Here is a 15685-nt window from a genome sequence, read left to right on the forward strand (position 1 = left end):
TAAACGAGGAATGCCAGTTTGCGTTTCGCGAAGGTTGAGCGACCTTCTATCGCCTGCTCGGCGTAGGCACGCGGGCCCCTCGCATGTGCTTGAAAAGGACCAACCGACGCCTTACAGTGGCCGCTTCACGTTGCAGGCGACTGATGCTTGAGCTTCCGGCGCGCTTCCTCGACCGAATGAGCAGACTGCGTTAATGCTCTATGTGTTGCATACATCTGGATCGGTTCGAGCCAATAATGAGTGATCGATGCACGAGGAGTCGCAGTTGGAATGATCGTGAGAAGGAACACTGCGCATGTGCTGACAAAAAGACTTCCACTGCCGGTCTCATAGTGCAGTACGCAGGATATAAAGAGAAGCATAAAACCGTAAGACCGCGGAAGCCAGACTACGGCTCTCGCGCATTTCGATGGTTCGGATGCATCTGACGAAACCGCTACCGCGAGCAGCAGCATGACAGTGCCAATAAGGGTAAAGGCGAGCGCTCCGTATGTTACGGGAGTTACTGAGCCAGCAAGCAGTTCAAAAACTAGTGAGACGAGGACTAGCGACGTCACCCCAATAAGAGGCATTACCCATAGACGAACGTAGATGGCGCTCCGAGGCGTGTCGCCGGGGTTGACCAATTTATGCCATGGTGCGCTTGAAGCCCGCTGAAGGCGCCGGGCGTTCTCTGCGCGTTTCATGATGAGGGTTTTTCGGTCATGAGTGACTTTACGAATCGCGTCCAGGAGAAACCAAGCGATCCATGTGCAGAGAAACATGACGATCACCTTCGGGGCGTCGTCTGGCTGTGCTTTCAGGTAGGGATATAGCGACGCAACGAACACGATAAGCAGCGCGCTCCCCACATTGAGGGCTGCTTCGAGCGAGAAATGTGCTGATTCCGGTATGGCACTCCAGCTCCCCCCGAACCCAGTGACTGCTGAGATGCCAACTAGTAGAGCTATGAGAATCGCAATAGAGCTGAAGAAGTCGTCTAATAACGGAACTGAGGACTGGCCCGCTTTTGAAAGTAACGAGCGAAGCCATTGAGCAATATCTGGATCGGACATCATGTCGGGCAAGGCCCAGAGAATGTTGACGATGATGCTCAAGATGGGCCAGACGAGGGCCCTCATTGTTTTGCCCTCAACAAAGGTCGACTTCTGTTGAAGGGGCATGAATATCTCCTTTGCCTACGTGCGAAGCGTGAGATCTCTCGCATCTCCCGCCCGAAATTAAATTGCTACTCGAAGTAGTTTTCCACTCCGTTGTAGCAGGCTCGCTGAAGGGTGTGTTTCAGGGCGCCGTTAGGCTGACCGCATGAGCAGCGACTACCGCCACATCGTCCGCAAATGGGTGAAGCCCGAAGATCTGAATCAGCACGGAGCGCTGTTCGGCGGGCGATTGTTGCACTGGGTCGATGAGGAGGCGGCGATCGTCGCCGTCACTCAGCTCGGCACCATCGACGTCGTCACCCGGCACATGTCGGCGATCGACTTCTCGGCCCGCGCCGACCGCGGCGATCTGCTCGAGCTCGAGTACCGCATCGAGGCGTTCGGCCGCACCTCGATCACGCTGAGCTGCCGCGTCGAGAACGCGGTGACGGGCGCCGAGATTCTGACGCTCGAACACATCGTGTTCGTCGCGGTCGACGCCGAAGGAGCGCCGGTCGCGCACGGCCGCACCCAGGCGACGCCGGGCACCGAGCGCCTGCGCGACTGACGCGCCGCGCGGCGGTGCGCCGCCTTACTCGGCAGGCTTCAGGTCGTAGGTCACCCACGCGGTCTGATCAGTGACACCGTCGTACAGCCGACGCGCCGTCACGTTGCTTTCGGCCGTGATCCAGCGCACCAGCGTGGCGCCCTCGTCGCGCGCAATCTCGGCGAGCCGATGCAGGATCGCCGTGCCCGCGCCCGTTCCGCGCGCTTCGGCGGCGGTGAACAGATCGTCGAGGTAGATCCCGGTTCCGCCATCGATCGGCCGCGCGAAGGTGCGGTAGTGGCCGATGCCGATCGGGGTGCCGTCGAGCTCGGCGACGAGGCCGCGGGTCTCGTGCGCCTCATCGTGCAGCCACTGCCACACGCGATCGTAAATGGCGTCGTCGTGGGGCTTGCCGTAGAAATCGCGGTAACCGCGGTACAGGGCCTGCCAGGCGTCGCGGTCGCCCGGGGCGATATCGCGCACGATCACGGTGCTCATGCGAGGCGCTCCGTTTCGACGAAGACGATGTCGGCGTCGGTGCCGCGGTTCTCGACGCGGTGCACCGCGCCGGCCGGCCGGGTGTAGCTCACGCCGAACTCGAGATCGGCCTGGATCTCACTGCCGTCGGCGTTCACGACGTGCATGGTGCCGGTGACGAGCGGCACCACTACGTACGGGAAGTCGTGCCGGTGCTCAGGGATCGCGCCGCCGGGCGCGATCGTCCAGCGGGTGACGCGGAACAGCTCGGTCTCGAGCTGCACGTCGCCTCTCGAACCGGAAGCGTCGGGTGCGCCGGTCTCAAAAGATGCGGGTTGCGGCGATTCGGTCATCGATGTCCCCTCGGTTGCAGTGTGCCGGGACGAGCCGGCGCTGGGTTCCGTCGCCAGCCTACGCCCCGCGCGCGATCTCGGACCGCTTTCCGATGAGCTCGGGGTGCAGTGCCAGAATCACGTTCGAGAGGGCGAATGCCGAGGTGATCGGTGCGCCGAACGCGCTCTCGACGCGTGCCAGGCGGTATCGCACGGTGTTGGGATGCACGAAGAGCGTTTCGGCCGTCCGAGCGATGTTCTGGTCGGCGGCGAGGTATGTGGTCAGGGTGTCGAGCAGCTGCGGGGCCGCGATCGGTGCGAGGGTGCGCTCAATGCGCTCGGCGAGTTGGCGGGAATCGACGTGCGACAGCAACCAGGTCGCGAGGTCGATGCGGTCGATGAGCACGGGGCCGGGCCGTGCGGGATCATCTGCCGCTGCCGCCCACTGCCTGGCGATACTGAGCCCCGTTTCGGCCTCCCGCACCGATTCAGAGATGCGCGACAGGGCAGAGAAGGGGGCCGATGCGCCCACGATGAAGTGCCGTGATGTCTCGGTGATCCACTGCTCGCTCCCCGGTGAGTCCGGCACGATCGCGGCGATGGTGGCAGGGGAGTCCATGTCTTGGCGGCGCAGCATCACGAGGAGCGGCAGATCTTCCGACCGGGCTCGGGCATGGAGGTGGGTGACGTGCGCCTCGGTCGCGGAGTCGCTCTCGAGCGGGGCGAGTTCGAGCGCTCGTATCGGCGCGTACGCCGGGAATCGGAACTGTGCGAGGCGGCTCCAGAAGCGGTGTTCGCGCGCCGGCAGCACGCCGTCGTGCAGGGCGGCGATGAGTTGCTCGTTGTCGCGGCGGTCGCGCTGGGTCGCCCCGTACTGGATGCCGTGCACGGCTCCCAAGAGGCGCTCGGAAGTGTCGAGGAGCAGGTCGCCGATGCGGTCGAGTGTGTCGGATCCGCGGCTCGCGATGGCGATGACGTGCACGCCGTCGCGCAGCGCGACACGGCGGGTGCGCACGGCCCAGCGGCCGATCTCGATGCTGAGCTCGCGGCGATGCGTGGCAGAGACCTCATTCCAGATGAGTTGCGCAGGTGCCTCGCCGGTGCTCGCGACGAGGGTGCCTTCAAAGTCGTAGATGATGGCGGTGCCCCGGCACAGGGTGCTGAGTCGCGCAGTAAGCGCGTGCACGGGATCGGTCGAGGCGACTGCCGCGAGCAGGGCATTGGTGATCTCGAGCGTGGTGCGGAGGCGCTCGGTCTCCGACGCCGGTTCGGGTGCGTCCATGGGCAGGATCCTCCGAAACTTGTGTGAACGGGAGGTTTCAGCGGTGGTAATCGTCAGATTCTTGGAGATTCTACAATCGAACCCCGAGAATGCTGCGATTTCTCCAGTGACCGCTGCGGCTTCCTTCGCGATGGTTGATGCATCCGGAACTCAACGACGAACTCCAGGAGGAGCCCATGAGCAATGTCCGTGTCGCGGTCGATGTCGGAGGCACATTCACCGATGTGTGCATCTTCGACGACGACACCCAGCAAATGCGCGTCACGAAGGTGCCGTCCACACCGAGCGATCCGATGGTCGCCGTGATGCACGGCGTCGAGCGCGGGGAGGTCGATCTTTCGGAGGTGGTGCAGTTCTCGCACGGCACCACGGTCGCCACCAATGCGCTCATCACGCGCAATTTCCCGGCCGCTGCGCTCGTCACCACGCGCGGGTTCCGCGATGTGCTCGAGATCCGCGATGGCACGAAGGATGACCTTTGGGACGCGTATAACGACGTCTCGGAACCCTACATCAGGCGGCGCGATCGCTTCGAGGTGACCGAGCGCATCGATTACAACGGGCACACGATCACCCCGCTCGATGAGGCGGAGGCGCGGGAGCTGGCCGAGCTGCTGCGTCGCCGCGGCGTAAAGACCGTGGCGGTCTGCTTCCTCAACTCCTACGCGAATCCCGCGCACGAGACCCGCATGCGCGAGATCATCGAGGAAGCGATCCCCGAGGCGACCGTGTCGACCTCTGCCGAGGTGCTCCCCGAGATCTTCGAGTACCCCCGATTCAACACCGCGGTGGCGAACGCGGTGCTCGCGCCCCTGGTCTCGGGGTACGTCAATCGACTCGCGGGCCGGCTCAAGGACGATGGGTACCGCGGTGATCTGCTCCTGCTGCACTCGGGCGGTGGATCCATGACCCCCCGACTGGTGGAGAAGTTCCCCGTGCGCCTCGCCGCTTCCGGCATCGCCGCGGGCGCGATCTCGGCGAAGCACATCGCGCAGCAGTGCGGGTACGACAATGCGGTGAGCCTCGACATGGGCGGCACCTCGACCGACATCGCACTCGTCGCAGACGGCGAACTGCGCGTGTCCCAGGAATGGCAGGTCGAGTACGGCCACCCGATCATCTTCCCCTCGATCGAGGTGCTGACCATCGGTGCGGGCGGCGGATCCCTCGCGCACATCGACATCGCGGGGTCCCTGCGCAACGGCCCGCAGTCGGCGGGCGCCGACCCCGGCCCCGCCTGCTACGGCACCGGAGGCGAGGAGCCCACCAATACCGACGCAAATGTGGTGCTCGGCCGGCTCGGCACTTCGCTCGCCGGGGGCGTGAAGCACCTCGACCGGGCGCTGTCCGAAGCCGCGATCCGACGCGTCATCGCCGAACCGCTCGGAATGGAGCTCGCTGAGGCCGCCCACGCGATCGTCGCCGTCGCGAACGCGAACATGGCCGACGCCGTGCGGCTCGTCTCAATTCGCCGCGGCTACGACCCCCGCGACTTCGCACTTCTCGCGTTCGGCGGCGCGGGGGCGCTGCACGGTGCCGATGTCGCCCGCGAGCTCGGGATCCCGACCGTCGTGGTGCCGCCCAGCCCGGGCGTCACGTCGGCCATGGGATGCCTGCTGGTCGATATCCAGCACGACTTCGCCCACATGTACACGGGGCTCGCCTCGGGCGCCGACGAAGAAGGGATCGAGCAGGCGTTCGTCGGCCTCGAGACCGAGGCCACGGCGCGCCTCCGCCACGAGGGCGTCGCCGACGAGGATGGCATGCTGCAGCGCAAGATCTCGATGCGCTACCAGGGGCAGTGGCGCTCACTGCAGGTGCCGATGGGGTCGGGGCCGGGTGCGCTCGCGCAGGCGGTGCGCACCTTCCACGAACAGTACGAGCGCGAGTTCGCCTTCCGGCAAGACGACGCGCCCGTCGAGGTCTACCAGCTGCACCTCACCGCGGTCGGCAAGATCCCGAAGCCGTCGTTCCGACCGGCCGAGGTCGTCGAGCAGGAGCCGGGGGCACTCGCCGAGCGGCGCTCCGTTTACTTCGGCGCCGACGGCTGGGTCGACACCCCCGTGTACGACCGCGACGCGCTCGCCGCAGGCACCGCGTTCTCCGGCCCCGCCATCATCAACCAGCTCGACTCGACGACGGTCGTGCCGCCGCACACCAACGCTGAGATCGACGAGTGGCTCAACATCCGCATCCACCTTGAGGAGGTCTCCCGATGACCGCACCCAGCACGGCTACCGTCAGCCGCGACACGAGCACCGAACCGGCATCGGCGCCGGCGCACGCCGCCCCCGGGCGCGACACCGCGCTCGACCCGGTCACCTTCGAGGTGCTCAAGAACGCCTTCGCCACGAGCGTCGACCTGATGAGCGAGCAGATTCTGCGCACCTGCTACTCGTTCGTGATCTACTCCCGCGACTTCTCGTCGGCCCTCTGCGACGCCCGCGGCAATACCGTGATGCAGGGTTCCGGCGACATCGCGGTGCACGTCGGCACGCTGCACTTCCAGTGCAAGGCAGTGATCGAGGAGTTCGGCGACGACATCCACCCGGGCGACGTGTTCGCCGTGAACGACCCGTATCGCGGGGGCACGCACCTCAACGACGTGTCGTTCATCCGCCCGATATTCTCCGACGGCCGCATCATCGCGTACGCGCAGAACAAGGGGCACTGGGCTGATATCGGCGGGCCGGTGCCCGGCTCGTTCAATGTTTCGGCTACCGAGCACTTTGGCGAGGGGCTGCGCATCACGCCGGTGCGCCTGTGGTCGAAGGGCGTCTACCTGCACGATGTGGCGAACCTCCTCGTCGGCAACACGCGAGCGCCCGGGCAGGCGATGGGAGACCTGCACGCGCAGTCCGAGGCCACGGCGGTCTGCGAGCGCGAGATCCTGCGCCTCGTCGAGCGCTACGGCACCGTGACCGTCGAGACCGCGATGCAGGAGACCCAGGATTACGTCGAGCGCACGGTGCTGCGGCGCCTCGAGGACCTGCCGCGCGGTACCTGGAGCACGGTCGACTACCTCGACCTCGACCCGGGCGCCGACGAGGGGCTCGTGCCGGTCGAGATCACAATGACGCTCGACGGCAAGGGCATCCACTACAGCCTCCGGGGCGGGGCCGCGATCAAAGCGTTCCTGAACTCGGGGTACGGCACGACGTTCTCGGCGATCTACGCCGGCACGAAGACCTTCTTCCCCGACGTGCCGCTGAACTCGGGCTTCTACGCGGCCGTCACCGCCGAGATCGGCCCGGAGGGCACCGTGATCAACGCCGGCTGGCCGCTCGCGGTAACCGGTACCGTGTCTGGCCCGTACGAGAAGATCATGAACGGCATCTTCGAGATCTGGTCGCAGATCATGCCCGAGCGGGCGATGGCCTGCGCGTTCAACCTCGAGTACTTGCTCGTCGGCGGGCGCGATTCGCGGCACGATGAGAACCCCTACTTCATGTGGTACGACTGGATGGCCGGCGGCTGGGGTGGTCGCTCGTCGAAGGACGGCTCCTCGGCGACGGCGCCCGTGTTCGGCGTCGGGCTCGCGGTGCAGGCGTGCGAGGGTCAGGAGCGATTGACGCCCGTCCTCACGACGATGCACCGGATCGGCACCGACTCTGGCGGCCCCGGCAGGTTCCGGGGCGGGTGCGGCGTCGAAAAGGGCGGCACGCTCACCGACGCGGGCAACTCGGTCATGAGCTACTGCTGCGACCGCGCGCGATCCATCACCTGGGGCATCGAGGGCGGGCTGCCGTCGATTCCCCATGGCGTCTGGCTCAACCGCGATACCGAGCACGAGCGGTTCCTCGGTTCGATCTTCTCTTCGGTGCCGGTGGAGCCGGGGGACACCTTCTATCGGCCTTCGGCAGGAGGCGGCGGGTTCGGAGATCCTCTCGACCGCACCCCGGAGGAGGTGCTGGAGGATGTGATCGACGACTACGTCTCGATCGAGCGGGCTCGAGCCGACTACGGGGTGGTCATTCGACCCATCGATCCCGAGCTCGACCGGTATGAGATCGACCGTGACGCCACCGCGACCGAGCGCGCGCACATCCGTGAGCACCGCGCCGGCTGGCTCGCGGCCGATCCCGAATCGATCGCTGCCGGCTACCGCGACGGATCCATCGACCTGCTCGATGTGATCCGCCGCCACGGGGTCATTCTCGACTGGGGCACGGGGGAGCTGTTCGCCGAGACTACGCGTCAGCACCGGGAGCAGATGCAGCGCCGCTCGGCCGCGCACTGGGTCGCCTGACCCCATCAGTACGGGTGGGCGGGGCTGCACGCCTCGCCCACCCGGCACCGTGCGCAGTGGTGCGCGAACTCGTTGAGCAGCGCTGCTCAGTGAAATTGAGCCTTTGTGCAGATGACCGAGAAGCCGTGCAAATGTTCCGCCCGTTGCACAGTACTGATTCGTCATCCCTTCCATAACAATAAATGCGATACCGGGCGGAGGGGCCGCCCGGAACATCGCACCCCGCACTCGCGACGGCACCCGCCGGAAGCGATCACCCGAACCCCACCGCCGCTCCCGCTTCGCGCACCGCCGTGCGAACTGAGAGACGCGGCACCCCGGATACCAATGGAGGTACACATCGTGAGTTTCAATCTCACCGGGACCAACGAGGATGTCGAAGCCACCGACGCCCTGGCGCGCGAGGCAAACGACGAAGACCAGATGAAGCGCGGTTCGCTCGCGCTCGCCTGGTACGGCGTCGCCAGCGCATTCTTCTTCGTCTACATCGGCGCCGCCATGGCCGCCGCCTACGGCACGGTCAACGCCATCATCGGCATCGTGCTCACCATCATCGTGTACGGCGCGATCAACGCCGTGCTCTCGAAGTACGCGATCAACAACCGCACCACGGTCGCCCAGTTCTCGCGCACGATTCTCGGTACCGCCGGATCATCGATCGCGACGATCATCTTCGCGCTCGTGGCGATCTACTACGCCGTCTTCGAAGGCTCGATCGTGGCCTATGCATTCATGGCGGCGTTCGGTGGAGAGATGTGGATGTGGAGCCTGATCGTTGTGCTCTACTCCACCCCATTGATCATCGGCGGTGTGCGCCGGTTCCTCGACAAGCTCAACGGCTGGTTGATGCCGCTCTATTTCTTCGGCCTCGTCGCAGCGGTCATCTGGGCCGGGGTCGTCTACGGGTTCGGGGACGCCTGGCTCACCCATGCCCCCGCGGTGGAGCTGCCCTTCTCGCTCGGAGGCCCGGGCTGGCTTGCGACCTTCGCCGGGTACATGGGCATCTGGATCATGATGATGTTCACGATGGACTACGCAGCACTCGGCAAGTGTAAGGACGTGAAGTTCCACCAGCGCTTCACGTTCGGCCCGCTGTTCTACGTGCTTGCTTACGGCTTCTCGGCGTTCGTCGGCATCTTCCTCACCTTCACCATTCCCGGCATGGAGGTGTCCGAGAGCGGTGTCGCCGGCGGCATGGTCAGCCTCATGGGCATTTTCGGCCTGGTCGTCATCATCGCTTCTCAGACCCGCATCAACACCGCGAACTATTACTTGGGCGCGGCGAATCTGAAAGCCTTTGGCGAGCGAGTACTGAGACTCAACCTGCCGAACATCGCGTGGGTGCTGATCTCTTCCGTCATCATCTTCCTGCTGATGCTGCTCCCGATCGTGCAGTACCTGCTGCTCGCCCTCGCTTGGCAAGGTGTGCTGGTGACGGCGTGGGTCGCGATCGCGCTCACCCACGTGTTGCTCGATCAAGGACGCAACCAGGAGCACTCCGCGATCGATGATCGCCATTACAAGCCTTTCAACAGCAACGGCCTCATCGCGTGGATCGTCGGTACGGTGATCGGTCTGGTGATGCTGCAGTTCGGCACCATCAACCCCGAACTCGCGGGCGTCGGCTCGACTTGGGGTCCGATTCTGACGGCCGTGTCGTCCGCGGTCGTCTACGCGCTGCTCTGGAAGGTGCGCCCGACGAGCCGCACCGGTCTGATCGCGGTGGTCGGGTCCTGAGCTGATGTCTCCCCACCCGAACTGACCCCGCAGGCCCGAGCATCGCTCGGGGCACCTGCGGGGTCAGGCGCGTGCGGCCGGCGGTATTAGTACGGCTCGATATCGACCAGCCGCAGCGCCATCAGGCACGTGGCCTTCCCCTCGAGCGTGTCGAGCGAGAGACCGAGGATCTCCTCGATGCGGCGGATGCGGTACCCCAGCGAGTTGCGGTGGATGAAGAGCTCGTCGCAGGTGCGCGAGGGCTGGGCGTCGTTGCGGATCCAAGCCCGCAGCGTCGGTAGCAGCTCGGTGCTGCGCTGCTCGTCGTGCTCCAGCAGCGGAGCGAGGAAGTGCTCGGCCGACTCGCGCGCCCCGCGTCCCGCCGCCGCCGCGACCACAGCGCTGAGGCCCAGGGCGGGGGCGACGACCGGGTGCGCCGTGTGGTGTACGAGGTCGAGCGCGTGGACGAGCGAGATACGTAGTTCGTCGATGGTGCGCATCGGACCGCGGAACACCAGCGGCAGCGCCGGCTTGAGGTGCAGGAGCGCATCGGAGGCCTCGGCGAACCCCTCGCGGGGAAACTGGGCGAGCGCGATCAGACGGTCGTCGATCTCGGCGACGCGCACGTCGTGGAAGGCGCCATGCAGGGCGACGCGCAGCTTCCAGGCGGCGGCGGCGTGCTCGCCGCTGAGATCGGCGACAGTCAGGGCAGTGTCGGCGCGGCGACTCAGGCCGAGTTCGTGGAACGCGTTCGCCACGTCGCTGCGCGTCGATTCCGACCAGCCAACGCATCGGTTCACGAAGCGCAGCATGTCTTGATGGCTGCTCGCATCGACGGCGACTGCGCGATTCAGTTGCAGCGCCAGAATCGCGGTGACGGGTGCGAGTAGCGTCTCCACTTCGCCTGCGGAGCGGTGCAGACGCACGGCCAGCTGGCACGGATTGCTCAGGCCCATGGGCAGAGGAATGCTGAGCTCTTCGGGGCCTGAGACGCGCCCGCTGCCGGTGCGCCAGGTGGCGGTCTCTGGGTACTGCGCGATCAGCGAATCGAACGCGTCATAGACCGCGAGCGGACCCTCGACTACGGCGTGAATCGCAGCGAGCAACGTGGTGATCTCGGCGCCCTGGCTCGCGAGCCGCGCGCACTCGTCGGCGAGCAGCCAACCACGGTTGAACCGCTCCATGCGCTCCGCCTGAATCCACTCCTCGACGTACTGGTCGATCTTGTGGAGGGGAACAGTGGTCGGCACTTCGAGCAGGGGCACATCGTAGGCTGCGCAGGCGGTGACGAGGCCGGGCGGCAACTCACGGTGTGCGGAGCCGATCGCGAACGCGACTGCTGAGACCGGCACCCCGGCAAGGCGTTCGACGTAGCCGTCCCAGATCGCCGGCTCGGTGAAGTTCATGCCGATCCCCGAGGTGAGCAGCAGCACGTCCTCCTCCAGAAACGGCGTCGGATCGAGGTGTTCCATGGGGGCGCACCGTGCGATCTCGCGGTTGAGCCGCTTCGTGCCCGAAGGTGTCTCCAGGCGCAAGTCGAGCGAGGGGTCAGTCAGCAGATCGACGACGCGCACGTGCGGCTCCTTTGCGCTTGCACAATTTCATCCTGAATATTCTTGCACCTGCATAATAACGTCTCTCGTTCGGAAGCCGTACGTTAGACGCCATGACTGCACAATGTGGTGAAGAAGTTACTGTCAACTCCGATATGGGCGAGGCGTTCGGCCTGCACACCTTCGGTAACGATGCGGCGCTGATGCCGATCATCGATGCGGCCAACGTGGCGTGCGGGTTCCATTCCGGCGACCCGCAGACGATGGCCGCGACCGTGGCCCTCGCGTACGAGCACGGCGTTCGCATCGGAGCCCACCCGGGCCTCCCCGATCTCGTTGGTTTCGGCCGCCGCGAGATGAAGCTCACCGCCGACGAGGTCGAGAGCCTGATCCGCTACCAGGTCGGCGCGCTGAGCGGCTTCCTGAAGGCCCACGGTCTCCCGCTGAACCACATCAAGCCCCACGGTTCGCTATACGGCATGCTCGCACGTGACGAAGAGCTCATGGACGGAGCCGCGCGCGTCGCCGCCGACTTCGACGTGCCGATCTTCGGCATCGCGGGATCCGCCCACCAGCGCGTCGCCGAGCGCGCGGGCGTCGAATTCATCGGCGAGCTCTACGTCGACCTCGATTACAACTCCGAGGGCGGGCTCATCATCCTGCGCCAGCCGCTCGCCACCGACCCCGCTGCTGCTGCCGAGCGCACGCGCCGCGCGCTCGAGACCGGCATCGTGCTCGCGAACGACGGTACGGAGCTTCCCATCGCGTTCCGCAGCATCTGCGTGCATTCTGATACCCCGAACGCCGTCGAGGTCGCCGCCGCAGTCCGTGCGGCGCTCACCGCCTGAGCTTCTGCGTTTCCCACCCCACCCCACCTCACCACGCATCACTGGAGATCACACCTATGAGTTCACAGGTCATCGCGCCCCTTCCGGGCATTTTCTATCGCAGCCCCGCACCGGGCAAGCCGCCGTTCGTCGAAGCGGGTGACCCTGTCGAGGCCGGCCAGACCATCGGCGTCATCGAGATCATGAAGCAGTTCACCGAGGTCCGGTCGGAGAGCGCGGGAACCCTCACCTCGTTCGAGATCGAAGACAACGGCACCGTCGGCCCGGGCGATGTCATCGCCACCATCGACTGATGGGCGCGACGAACGGCAACAGAGGAGCGGCAGCAGTGAAGAAATTGCTCATCGCCAATCGCGGCGAAATCGCGATCCGCATCATCCGCACGGCGAAGGAGATGGGGATCGCCACGGTCGCCGTCGTGAGCGAGGCCGACCGTGGTTCGAACGTCGAGCGCTTCGCCGACGAGACCCACGTGATCGGGCCAGCGCCCGCCGGGCTCAGCTATCTGAACCACGACGCGATCCTCGCCGCCGCTGCGGCCAGCGGTGCCGATGCGGTGCACCCGGGCTACGGCTTCCTGTCTGAGAACGCGGTGTTTGCGCGACGCGTGCAAGAGGCCGGTCTCGTGTGGGTCGGCCCGAGCCCCGAGTCGATCGAGCTCATGGGCGACAAGGCGCGGGCGCGCGAGGCCGCCATCGCCGCCGGGGTGCCCGTGCTCGCAGGCACCGAGGGCGTGCTCGACATCGAGGCCGACATCGAGTCGATCGCCGACGGCATCGGCTACCCGCTCGTGGTCAAGGCCTCGGCAGGCGGCGGTGGTCGCGGCATTCGCCGCATCGCGTCGCGCGCCGAGGTGCGGGGCACGGTCGAGATCGCGCAGGCCGAAGCGCTCGCCGCCTTCGGGTCGGCCGATGTCTACTTCGAGCGCTTCGTAACGCGCGCCCGCCACGTCGAAGTGCAGATCTTTGGCGACGGGGAGTCATGGATACACCTCGGCGACCGCGACTGTTCTATGCAGCGCCGCCAGCAAAAGGTTATCGAGGAGGCGCCGGCGCCCAGCTTGCCCGACGCGATCCGCGCCCAGATGCGTGAGACCTCGGTGGAGCTCGCGCGGCAGTCGCAGTACATCGGAGCGGGCACCGTCGAGTTCCTGTATGACCCGGTGCGCGAGGAGGTCGCGTTCATCGAAATGAACACGCGCCTGCAGGTTGAGCACCCCATCAGCGAGGCCATCACGGGCATCGACCTCGTGCGCGAGCAGTTGCGCATCGCGTCGGGCGAGCGGCTCGGCTACACGCAGGACGACATCACGTTTGAAGGGCACGCCTTCGAATTCCGCATCAACGCCGAAGACCCCGAGAACAACTTCATGCCCAGCCCGGGCCTCATCGAGACGCTCGAGCTGTCGGGCGGCCCCGGGGTGCGCTCCGACTTCGGGTTCTCGGCCGGGCAGACCGTGATGCCGTTCTACGACTCGCTGCTCGGAAAAGTCGTCGTCTGGGCGGCCGATCGCGAACAGGCTCGCGCTCGCGCGATCCGGGTGCTCGACGAGACGCAGATATCCGGCATCAAAACGACTGTGCCGCTGATGCGCCGACTCGTCGACCTCGAGGACTTCAGCGCCGCGGAGCATTACACGACCTACATCGAATCCGTTCCAGGACTATTGGGGGAGCCCTCATGACGCACACGGATCAGTCGCGCTACACGTGGGGCGGCGACGAGTTCTTGCTCGTCGAGATCTCGCCCGACATGTCGCTCGAATCCAATTTCATCGCGAACGCGGTGGCCCACGGGCTCGAGGAGGCGGCGCTCGACGGCATCGTCGACATCTGCCCCGCCAACGCTTCGCTGCTCATTCGTTTCGACCCCGACGCGCTGTCGCATGGTGTGCTCGAGGCCCGGGTGCGTGAGCTCGAGACCGAGGTGCGACGGGCGACCGTGCAGCAGCTCGAGACGCGCATCATCGAAATGCCCGTCTGGTACGGGGATCCCTACACGGCGGAGGTGGAGCAGCGTTTCCGCGAGGGCTTCCACCAACGACCTGAGGGCACCGACCTCGACTACAGCGCGGAGGTGAACGGCTTGGCTTCGGCCGAGGAATTCATCCGACGGCATCACGAGACCCCCTGGATCGTCTCCATGGTCGGGTTTGTCGCTGGCCTCCCCTTCCTCTTCCAGCTGACGCCGCGCGAGCGACAGTTGGAGGTGCCGAAGTACCTGAGCCCCCGCACCGATACTCCGGCGCTCACCATCGGCTACGGCGGCTGCTTCACCGCGCACTACTCGGTGCGCGGTGCCGGCGGCTACCAGATGCTCGGGATCACGCCGACCCTGATTTTCGACCCTGAGCAGCAGCTCGCCGACTTCGCAGACTTCATGGTGCTCTTCCGCACGGGCGACATCGTGAAGTACCGCTCCGTCGACGAGGCCGAGTATCGCGAGATCGAGGCGCAAGTCGCCGCCGGCACGTATCGCTACCGTCAGGCGCCCGTCACGTTCACGCTCGCCGAGGCGCTCGCGGATCCCGACGCCTACAACCGCACCCTGCTGGAGGCCCTCGATGTCGCTTGAGATTCTCACCCCCGGTCTCGCCACGACCGTTCAGGATCGTGGGCGTTTTGGCTACTACCGCTTCGGCATTCCGCAGGGCGGTGCCATGGATCAGTACTCCGCCGCACTCGCGAACCGGCTCGTTGGCAACGGGCCCGATGACGCGCTGCTCGAGTGCACCTACCTGGGGCCGAAGATCCGCGTGGACGCGAAGGCGGTGCTTGCGATCACCGGCGCACCGGTCGACGTGCTGGTCAACGGCGAGCCGGTGGCCGAGTACGAGCGGGTCGAGCTGGCCGCCGGCGACGAGCTGTCATTCGGCGTGATCCGCGGCGGCGCGAAGTTCTTCATCGCGGTCGCCGGCGGCATCGACGTGCCGGAGGTGCTCGGCTCCCGCTCGACGTACCCCATCGGCAAGATGGGCGGCTTCGAAGGCCGGGCGCTGCAGGCCGGTGATGTGGTGCCGGTGGGTGCCACCCCGACGAGCGCGCTGCCCTGGCTCGACGCGGTGCCGGAGGCGTGGCGGCCGAGCTTCGAACGCGAGGTCGCGGTGCGCATCATGTTCGGCCTCTACGATCACAAACTCACCGATGAGGGCCGCCGCAACCTTACGGACGAGGAGTGGACGCTCACCCCGGTCGCCGACCGGATGGGGCTGCGCTTCGACGGCCCCGGCGCCCCCTGGAAGCAGGAGGAGCAGCCGTTCGGCGCGGGGCAGGACCCTTCGAACATCACGGACGCCGGCTACGCGGTCGGATCCATCCAGATCCCCGGTGGGACGCAACCGATCGTGCTGCACTGCGACGCGGTGTCGGGTGGCGGATACGCTCAGGCCGGCACGGTGATCAGCGCCGATATGGACCTGTTCGCCCGCATGGCGCCGGGCACGCGCGTGCGCTTCGTACCCGTCTCGATGGACGAGGCTCTCACGGCGAGAGCTGAGCGCAGCGCACGATTCGCGGCGATCTGGTCGGGGCAGGTGCGCTGAC

General features: G+C 66.1%; 14 protein-coding genes. 9 read left to right on the forward strand and 5 right to left on the reverse strand.

Annotated features, from left to right (window positions below):
* Positions 1 to 125 precede the first annotated feature (125 nt).
* Positions 126 to 1163, reverse strand: a complete 1038-nt coding sequence (locus ACZF5Y_RS00940; RefSeq protein WP_497533945.1) for a hypothetical protein — start codon at positions 1161 to 1163, stop codon at positions 126 to 128.
* A gap of 142 nt (positions 1164 to 1305) precedes the next feature.
* On the opposite strand from ACZF5Y_RS00940, the gene ACZF5Y_RS00945 reads away from it, so the two are divergent.
* The gene (locus tag ACZF5Y_RS00945; RefSeq protein ID WP_497533946.1) at positions 1306 to 1707 is read left to right on the forward strand and encodes an acyl-CoA thioesterase; all 402 of its coding nucleotides are present in this window, start codon (positions 1306 to 1308) and stop codon (positions 1705 to 1707) included.
* 24 nt (positions 1708 to 1731) lie between these two features.
* Here ACZF5Y_RS00945 and ACZF5Y_RS00950 read toward each other — a convergent pair whose 3' ends face one another.
* The 3 genes from ACZF5Y_RS00950 to ACZF5Y_RS00960 are packed head-to-tail and all read right to left on the reverse strand — an operon-like array spanning position 1732 to position 3777.
* The gene (locus tag ACZF5Y_RS00950) at positions 1732 to 2184 is read right to left on the reverse strand and encodes a GNAT family N-acetyltransferase (protein ID WP_497533947.1); all 453 of its coding nucleotides are present in this window, start codon (positions 2182 to 2184) and stop codon (positions 1732 to 1734) included.
* On the reverse strand, positions 2181 to 2516 hold the full coding sequence (locus tag ACZF5Y_RS00955; RefSeq protein WP_497533948.1) for a cupin domain-containing protein: 336 nt from the start codon (positions 2514 to 2516) through the stop codon (positions 2181 to 2183). Before ACZF5Y_RS00955 ends, ACZF5Y_RS00950 begins: the two co-directional genes overlap by 4 nt.
* A 58-nt stretch (positions 2517 to 2574) precedes the next feature.
* Positions 2575 to 3777 carry a PucR family transcriptional regulator gene (locus ACZF5Y_RS00960; protein WP_497533949.1) on the reverse strand — a complete coding sequence of 401 codons (1203 nt, stop codon included), beginning with the start codon at positions 3775 to 3777 and terminating at the stop codon, positions 2575 to 2577.
* 176 nt (positions 3778 to 3953) lie between these two features.
* Here ACZF5Y_RS00960 and ACZF5Y_RS00965 point away from each other — a divergent pair, with 176 nt between their 5' ends.
* The 3 genes from ACZF5Y_RS00965 (at position 3954) to ACZF5Y_RS00975 (ending at position 9763) form a co-directional block, all read left to right on the forward strand.
* The gene (locus tag ACZF5Y_RS00965) at positions 3954 to 5996 is read left to right on the forward strand and encodes a hydantoinase/oxoprolinase family protein (protein ID WP_497533950.1); all 2043 of its coding nucleotides are present in this window, start codon (positions 3954 to 3956) and stop codon (positions 5994 to 5996) included.
* Entirely contained in the window at positions 5993 to 8026 is a 2034-nt protein-coding gene (locus tag ACZF5Y_RS00970) for a hydantoinase B/oxoprolinase family protein (protein WP_497533951.1), read from the forward strand. Before ACZF5Y_RS00965 ends, ACZF5Y_RS00970 begins: the two co-directional genes overlap by 4 nt.
* Positions 8027 to 8368: 342 nt before the next feature.
* On the forward strand, positions 8369 to 9763 hold the full coding sequence (locus ACZF5Y_RS00975) for a purine-cytosine permease family protein (protein ID WP_497533952.1): 1395 nt from the start codon (positions 8369 to 8371) through the stop codon (positions 9761 to 9763).
* Between the two features lie 86 nt (positions 9764 to 9849).
* On the opposite strand, the gene ACZF5Y_RS00980 is transcribed toward ACZF5Y_RS00975, so the two are convergent.
* Entirely contained in the window at positions 9850 to 11316 is a 1467-nt protein-coding gene (locus tag ACZF5Y_RS00980) for a PucR family transcriptional regulator (protein ID WP_497533953.1), read from the reverse strand.
* Between the two features lie 92 nt (positions 11317 to 11408).
* Between ACZF5Y_RS00980 and pxpA the strand changes: the two genes are divergently transcribed.
* From pxpA to ACZF5Y_RS01005, 5 genes are read left to right on the forward strand one after another with little or no spacing between them, the layout of a single operon-like run.
* Positions 11409 to 12143: a 5-oxoprolinase subunit PxpA gene (gene pxpA / locus ACZF5Y_RS00985; RefSeq protein ID WP_497533954.1), complete on the forward strand. Its 735-nt coding sequence runs from the start codon at positions 11409 to 11411 to the stop codon at positions 12141 to 12143.
* 56 nt (positions 12144 to 12199) lie between these two features.
* On the forward strand, positions 12200 to 12436 hold the full coding sequence (locus ACZF5Y_RS00990; RefSeq protein WP_497533955.1) for an acetyl-CoA carboxylase: 237 nt from the start codon (positions 12200 to 12202) through the stop codon (positions 12434 to 12436).
* Positions 12437 to 12471: 35 nt separating this feature from the next.
* On the forward strand, positions 12472 to 13827 hold the full coding sequence (locus tag ACZF5Y_RS00995; RefSeq protein WP_497533956.1) for an acetyl-CoA carboxylase biotin carboxylase subunit: 1356 nt from the start codon (positions 12472 to 12474) through the stop codon (positions 13825 to 13827).
* The gene (locus tag ACZF5Y_RS01000) at positions 13824 to 14717 is read left to right on the forward strand and encodes a 5-oxoprolinase subunit B family protein (protein ID WP_497533957.1); all 894 of its coding nucleotides are present in this window, start codon (positions 13824 to 13826) and stop codon (positions 14715 to 14717) included. The genes ACZF5Y_RS00995 and ACZF5Y_RS01000 overlap by 4 nt, the downstream gene beginning before the upstream one ends.
* Positions 14707 to 15684: a 5-oxoprolinase subunit C family protein gene (locus ACZF5Y_RS01005; RefSeq protein ID WP_497533958.1), complete on the forward strand. Its 978-nt coding sequence runs from the start codon at positions 14707 to 14709 to the stop codon at positions 15682 to 15684. Before ACZF5Y_RS01000 ends, ACZF5Y_RS01005 begins: the two co-directional genes overlap by 11 nt.
* Position 15685 lies beyond the last annotated feature (1 nt).

This window comes from Leucobacter sp. WKLB1 (genome assembly GCF_059696215.1).

Coding starts and splice junctions, on each gene's coding strand:
- ACZF5Y_RS00940 (WP_497533945.1), bottom strand. CDS start 1,163: ATGCCCCTTCAACAGAAGTCGACCTTTGTTGAGGGCAAAACAATGAGG.
- ACZF5Y_RS00945 (WP_497533946.1), top strand. CDS start 1,306: ATGAGCAGCGACTACCGCCACATCGTCCGCAAATGGGTGAAGCCCGAA.
- ACZF5Y_RS00950 (WP_497533947.1), bottom strand. CDS start 2,184: ATGAGCACCGTGATCGTGCGCGATATCGCCCCGGGCGACCGCGACGCC.
- ACZF5Y_RS00955 (WP_497533948.1), bottom strand. CDS start 2,516: ATGACCGAATCGCCGCAACCCGCATCTTTTGAGACCGGCGCACCCGAC.
- ACZF5Y_RS00960 (WP_497533949.1), bottom strand. CDS start 3,777: ATGGACGCACCCGAACCGGCGTCGGAGACCGAGCGCCTCCGCACCACG.
- ACZF5Y_RS00965 (WP_497533950.1), top strand. CDS start 3,954: ATGAGCAATGTCCGTGTCGCGGTCGATGTCGGAGGCACATTCACCGAT.
- ACZF5Y_RS00970 (WP_497533951.1), top strand. CDS start 5,993: ATGACCGCACCCAGCACGGCTACCGTCAGCCGCGACACGAGCACCGAA.
- pxpA (WP_497533954.1), top strand. CDS start 11,409: ATGACTGCACAATGTGGTGAAGAAGTTACTGTCAACTCCGATATGGGC.
- ACZF5Y_RS00990 (WP_497533955.1), top strand. CDS start 12,200: ATGAGTTCACAGGTCATCGCGCCCCTTCCGGGCATTTTCTATCGCAGC.
- ACZF5Y_RS01000 (WP_497533957.1), top strand. CDS start 13,824: ATGACGCACACGGATCAGTCGCGCTACACGTGGGGCGGCGACGAGTTC.
- ACZF5Y_RS01005 (WP_497533958.1), top strand. CDS start 14,707: ATGTCGCTTGAGATTCTCACCCCCGGTCTCGCCACGACCGTTCAGGAT.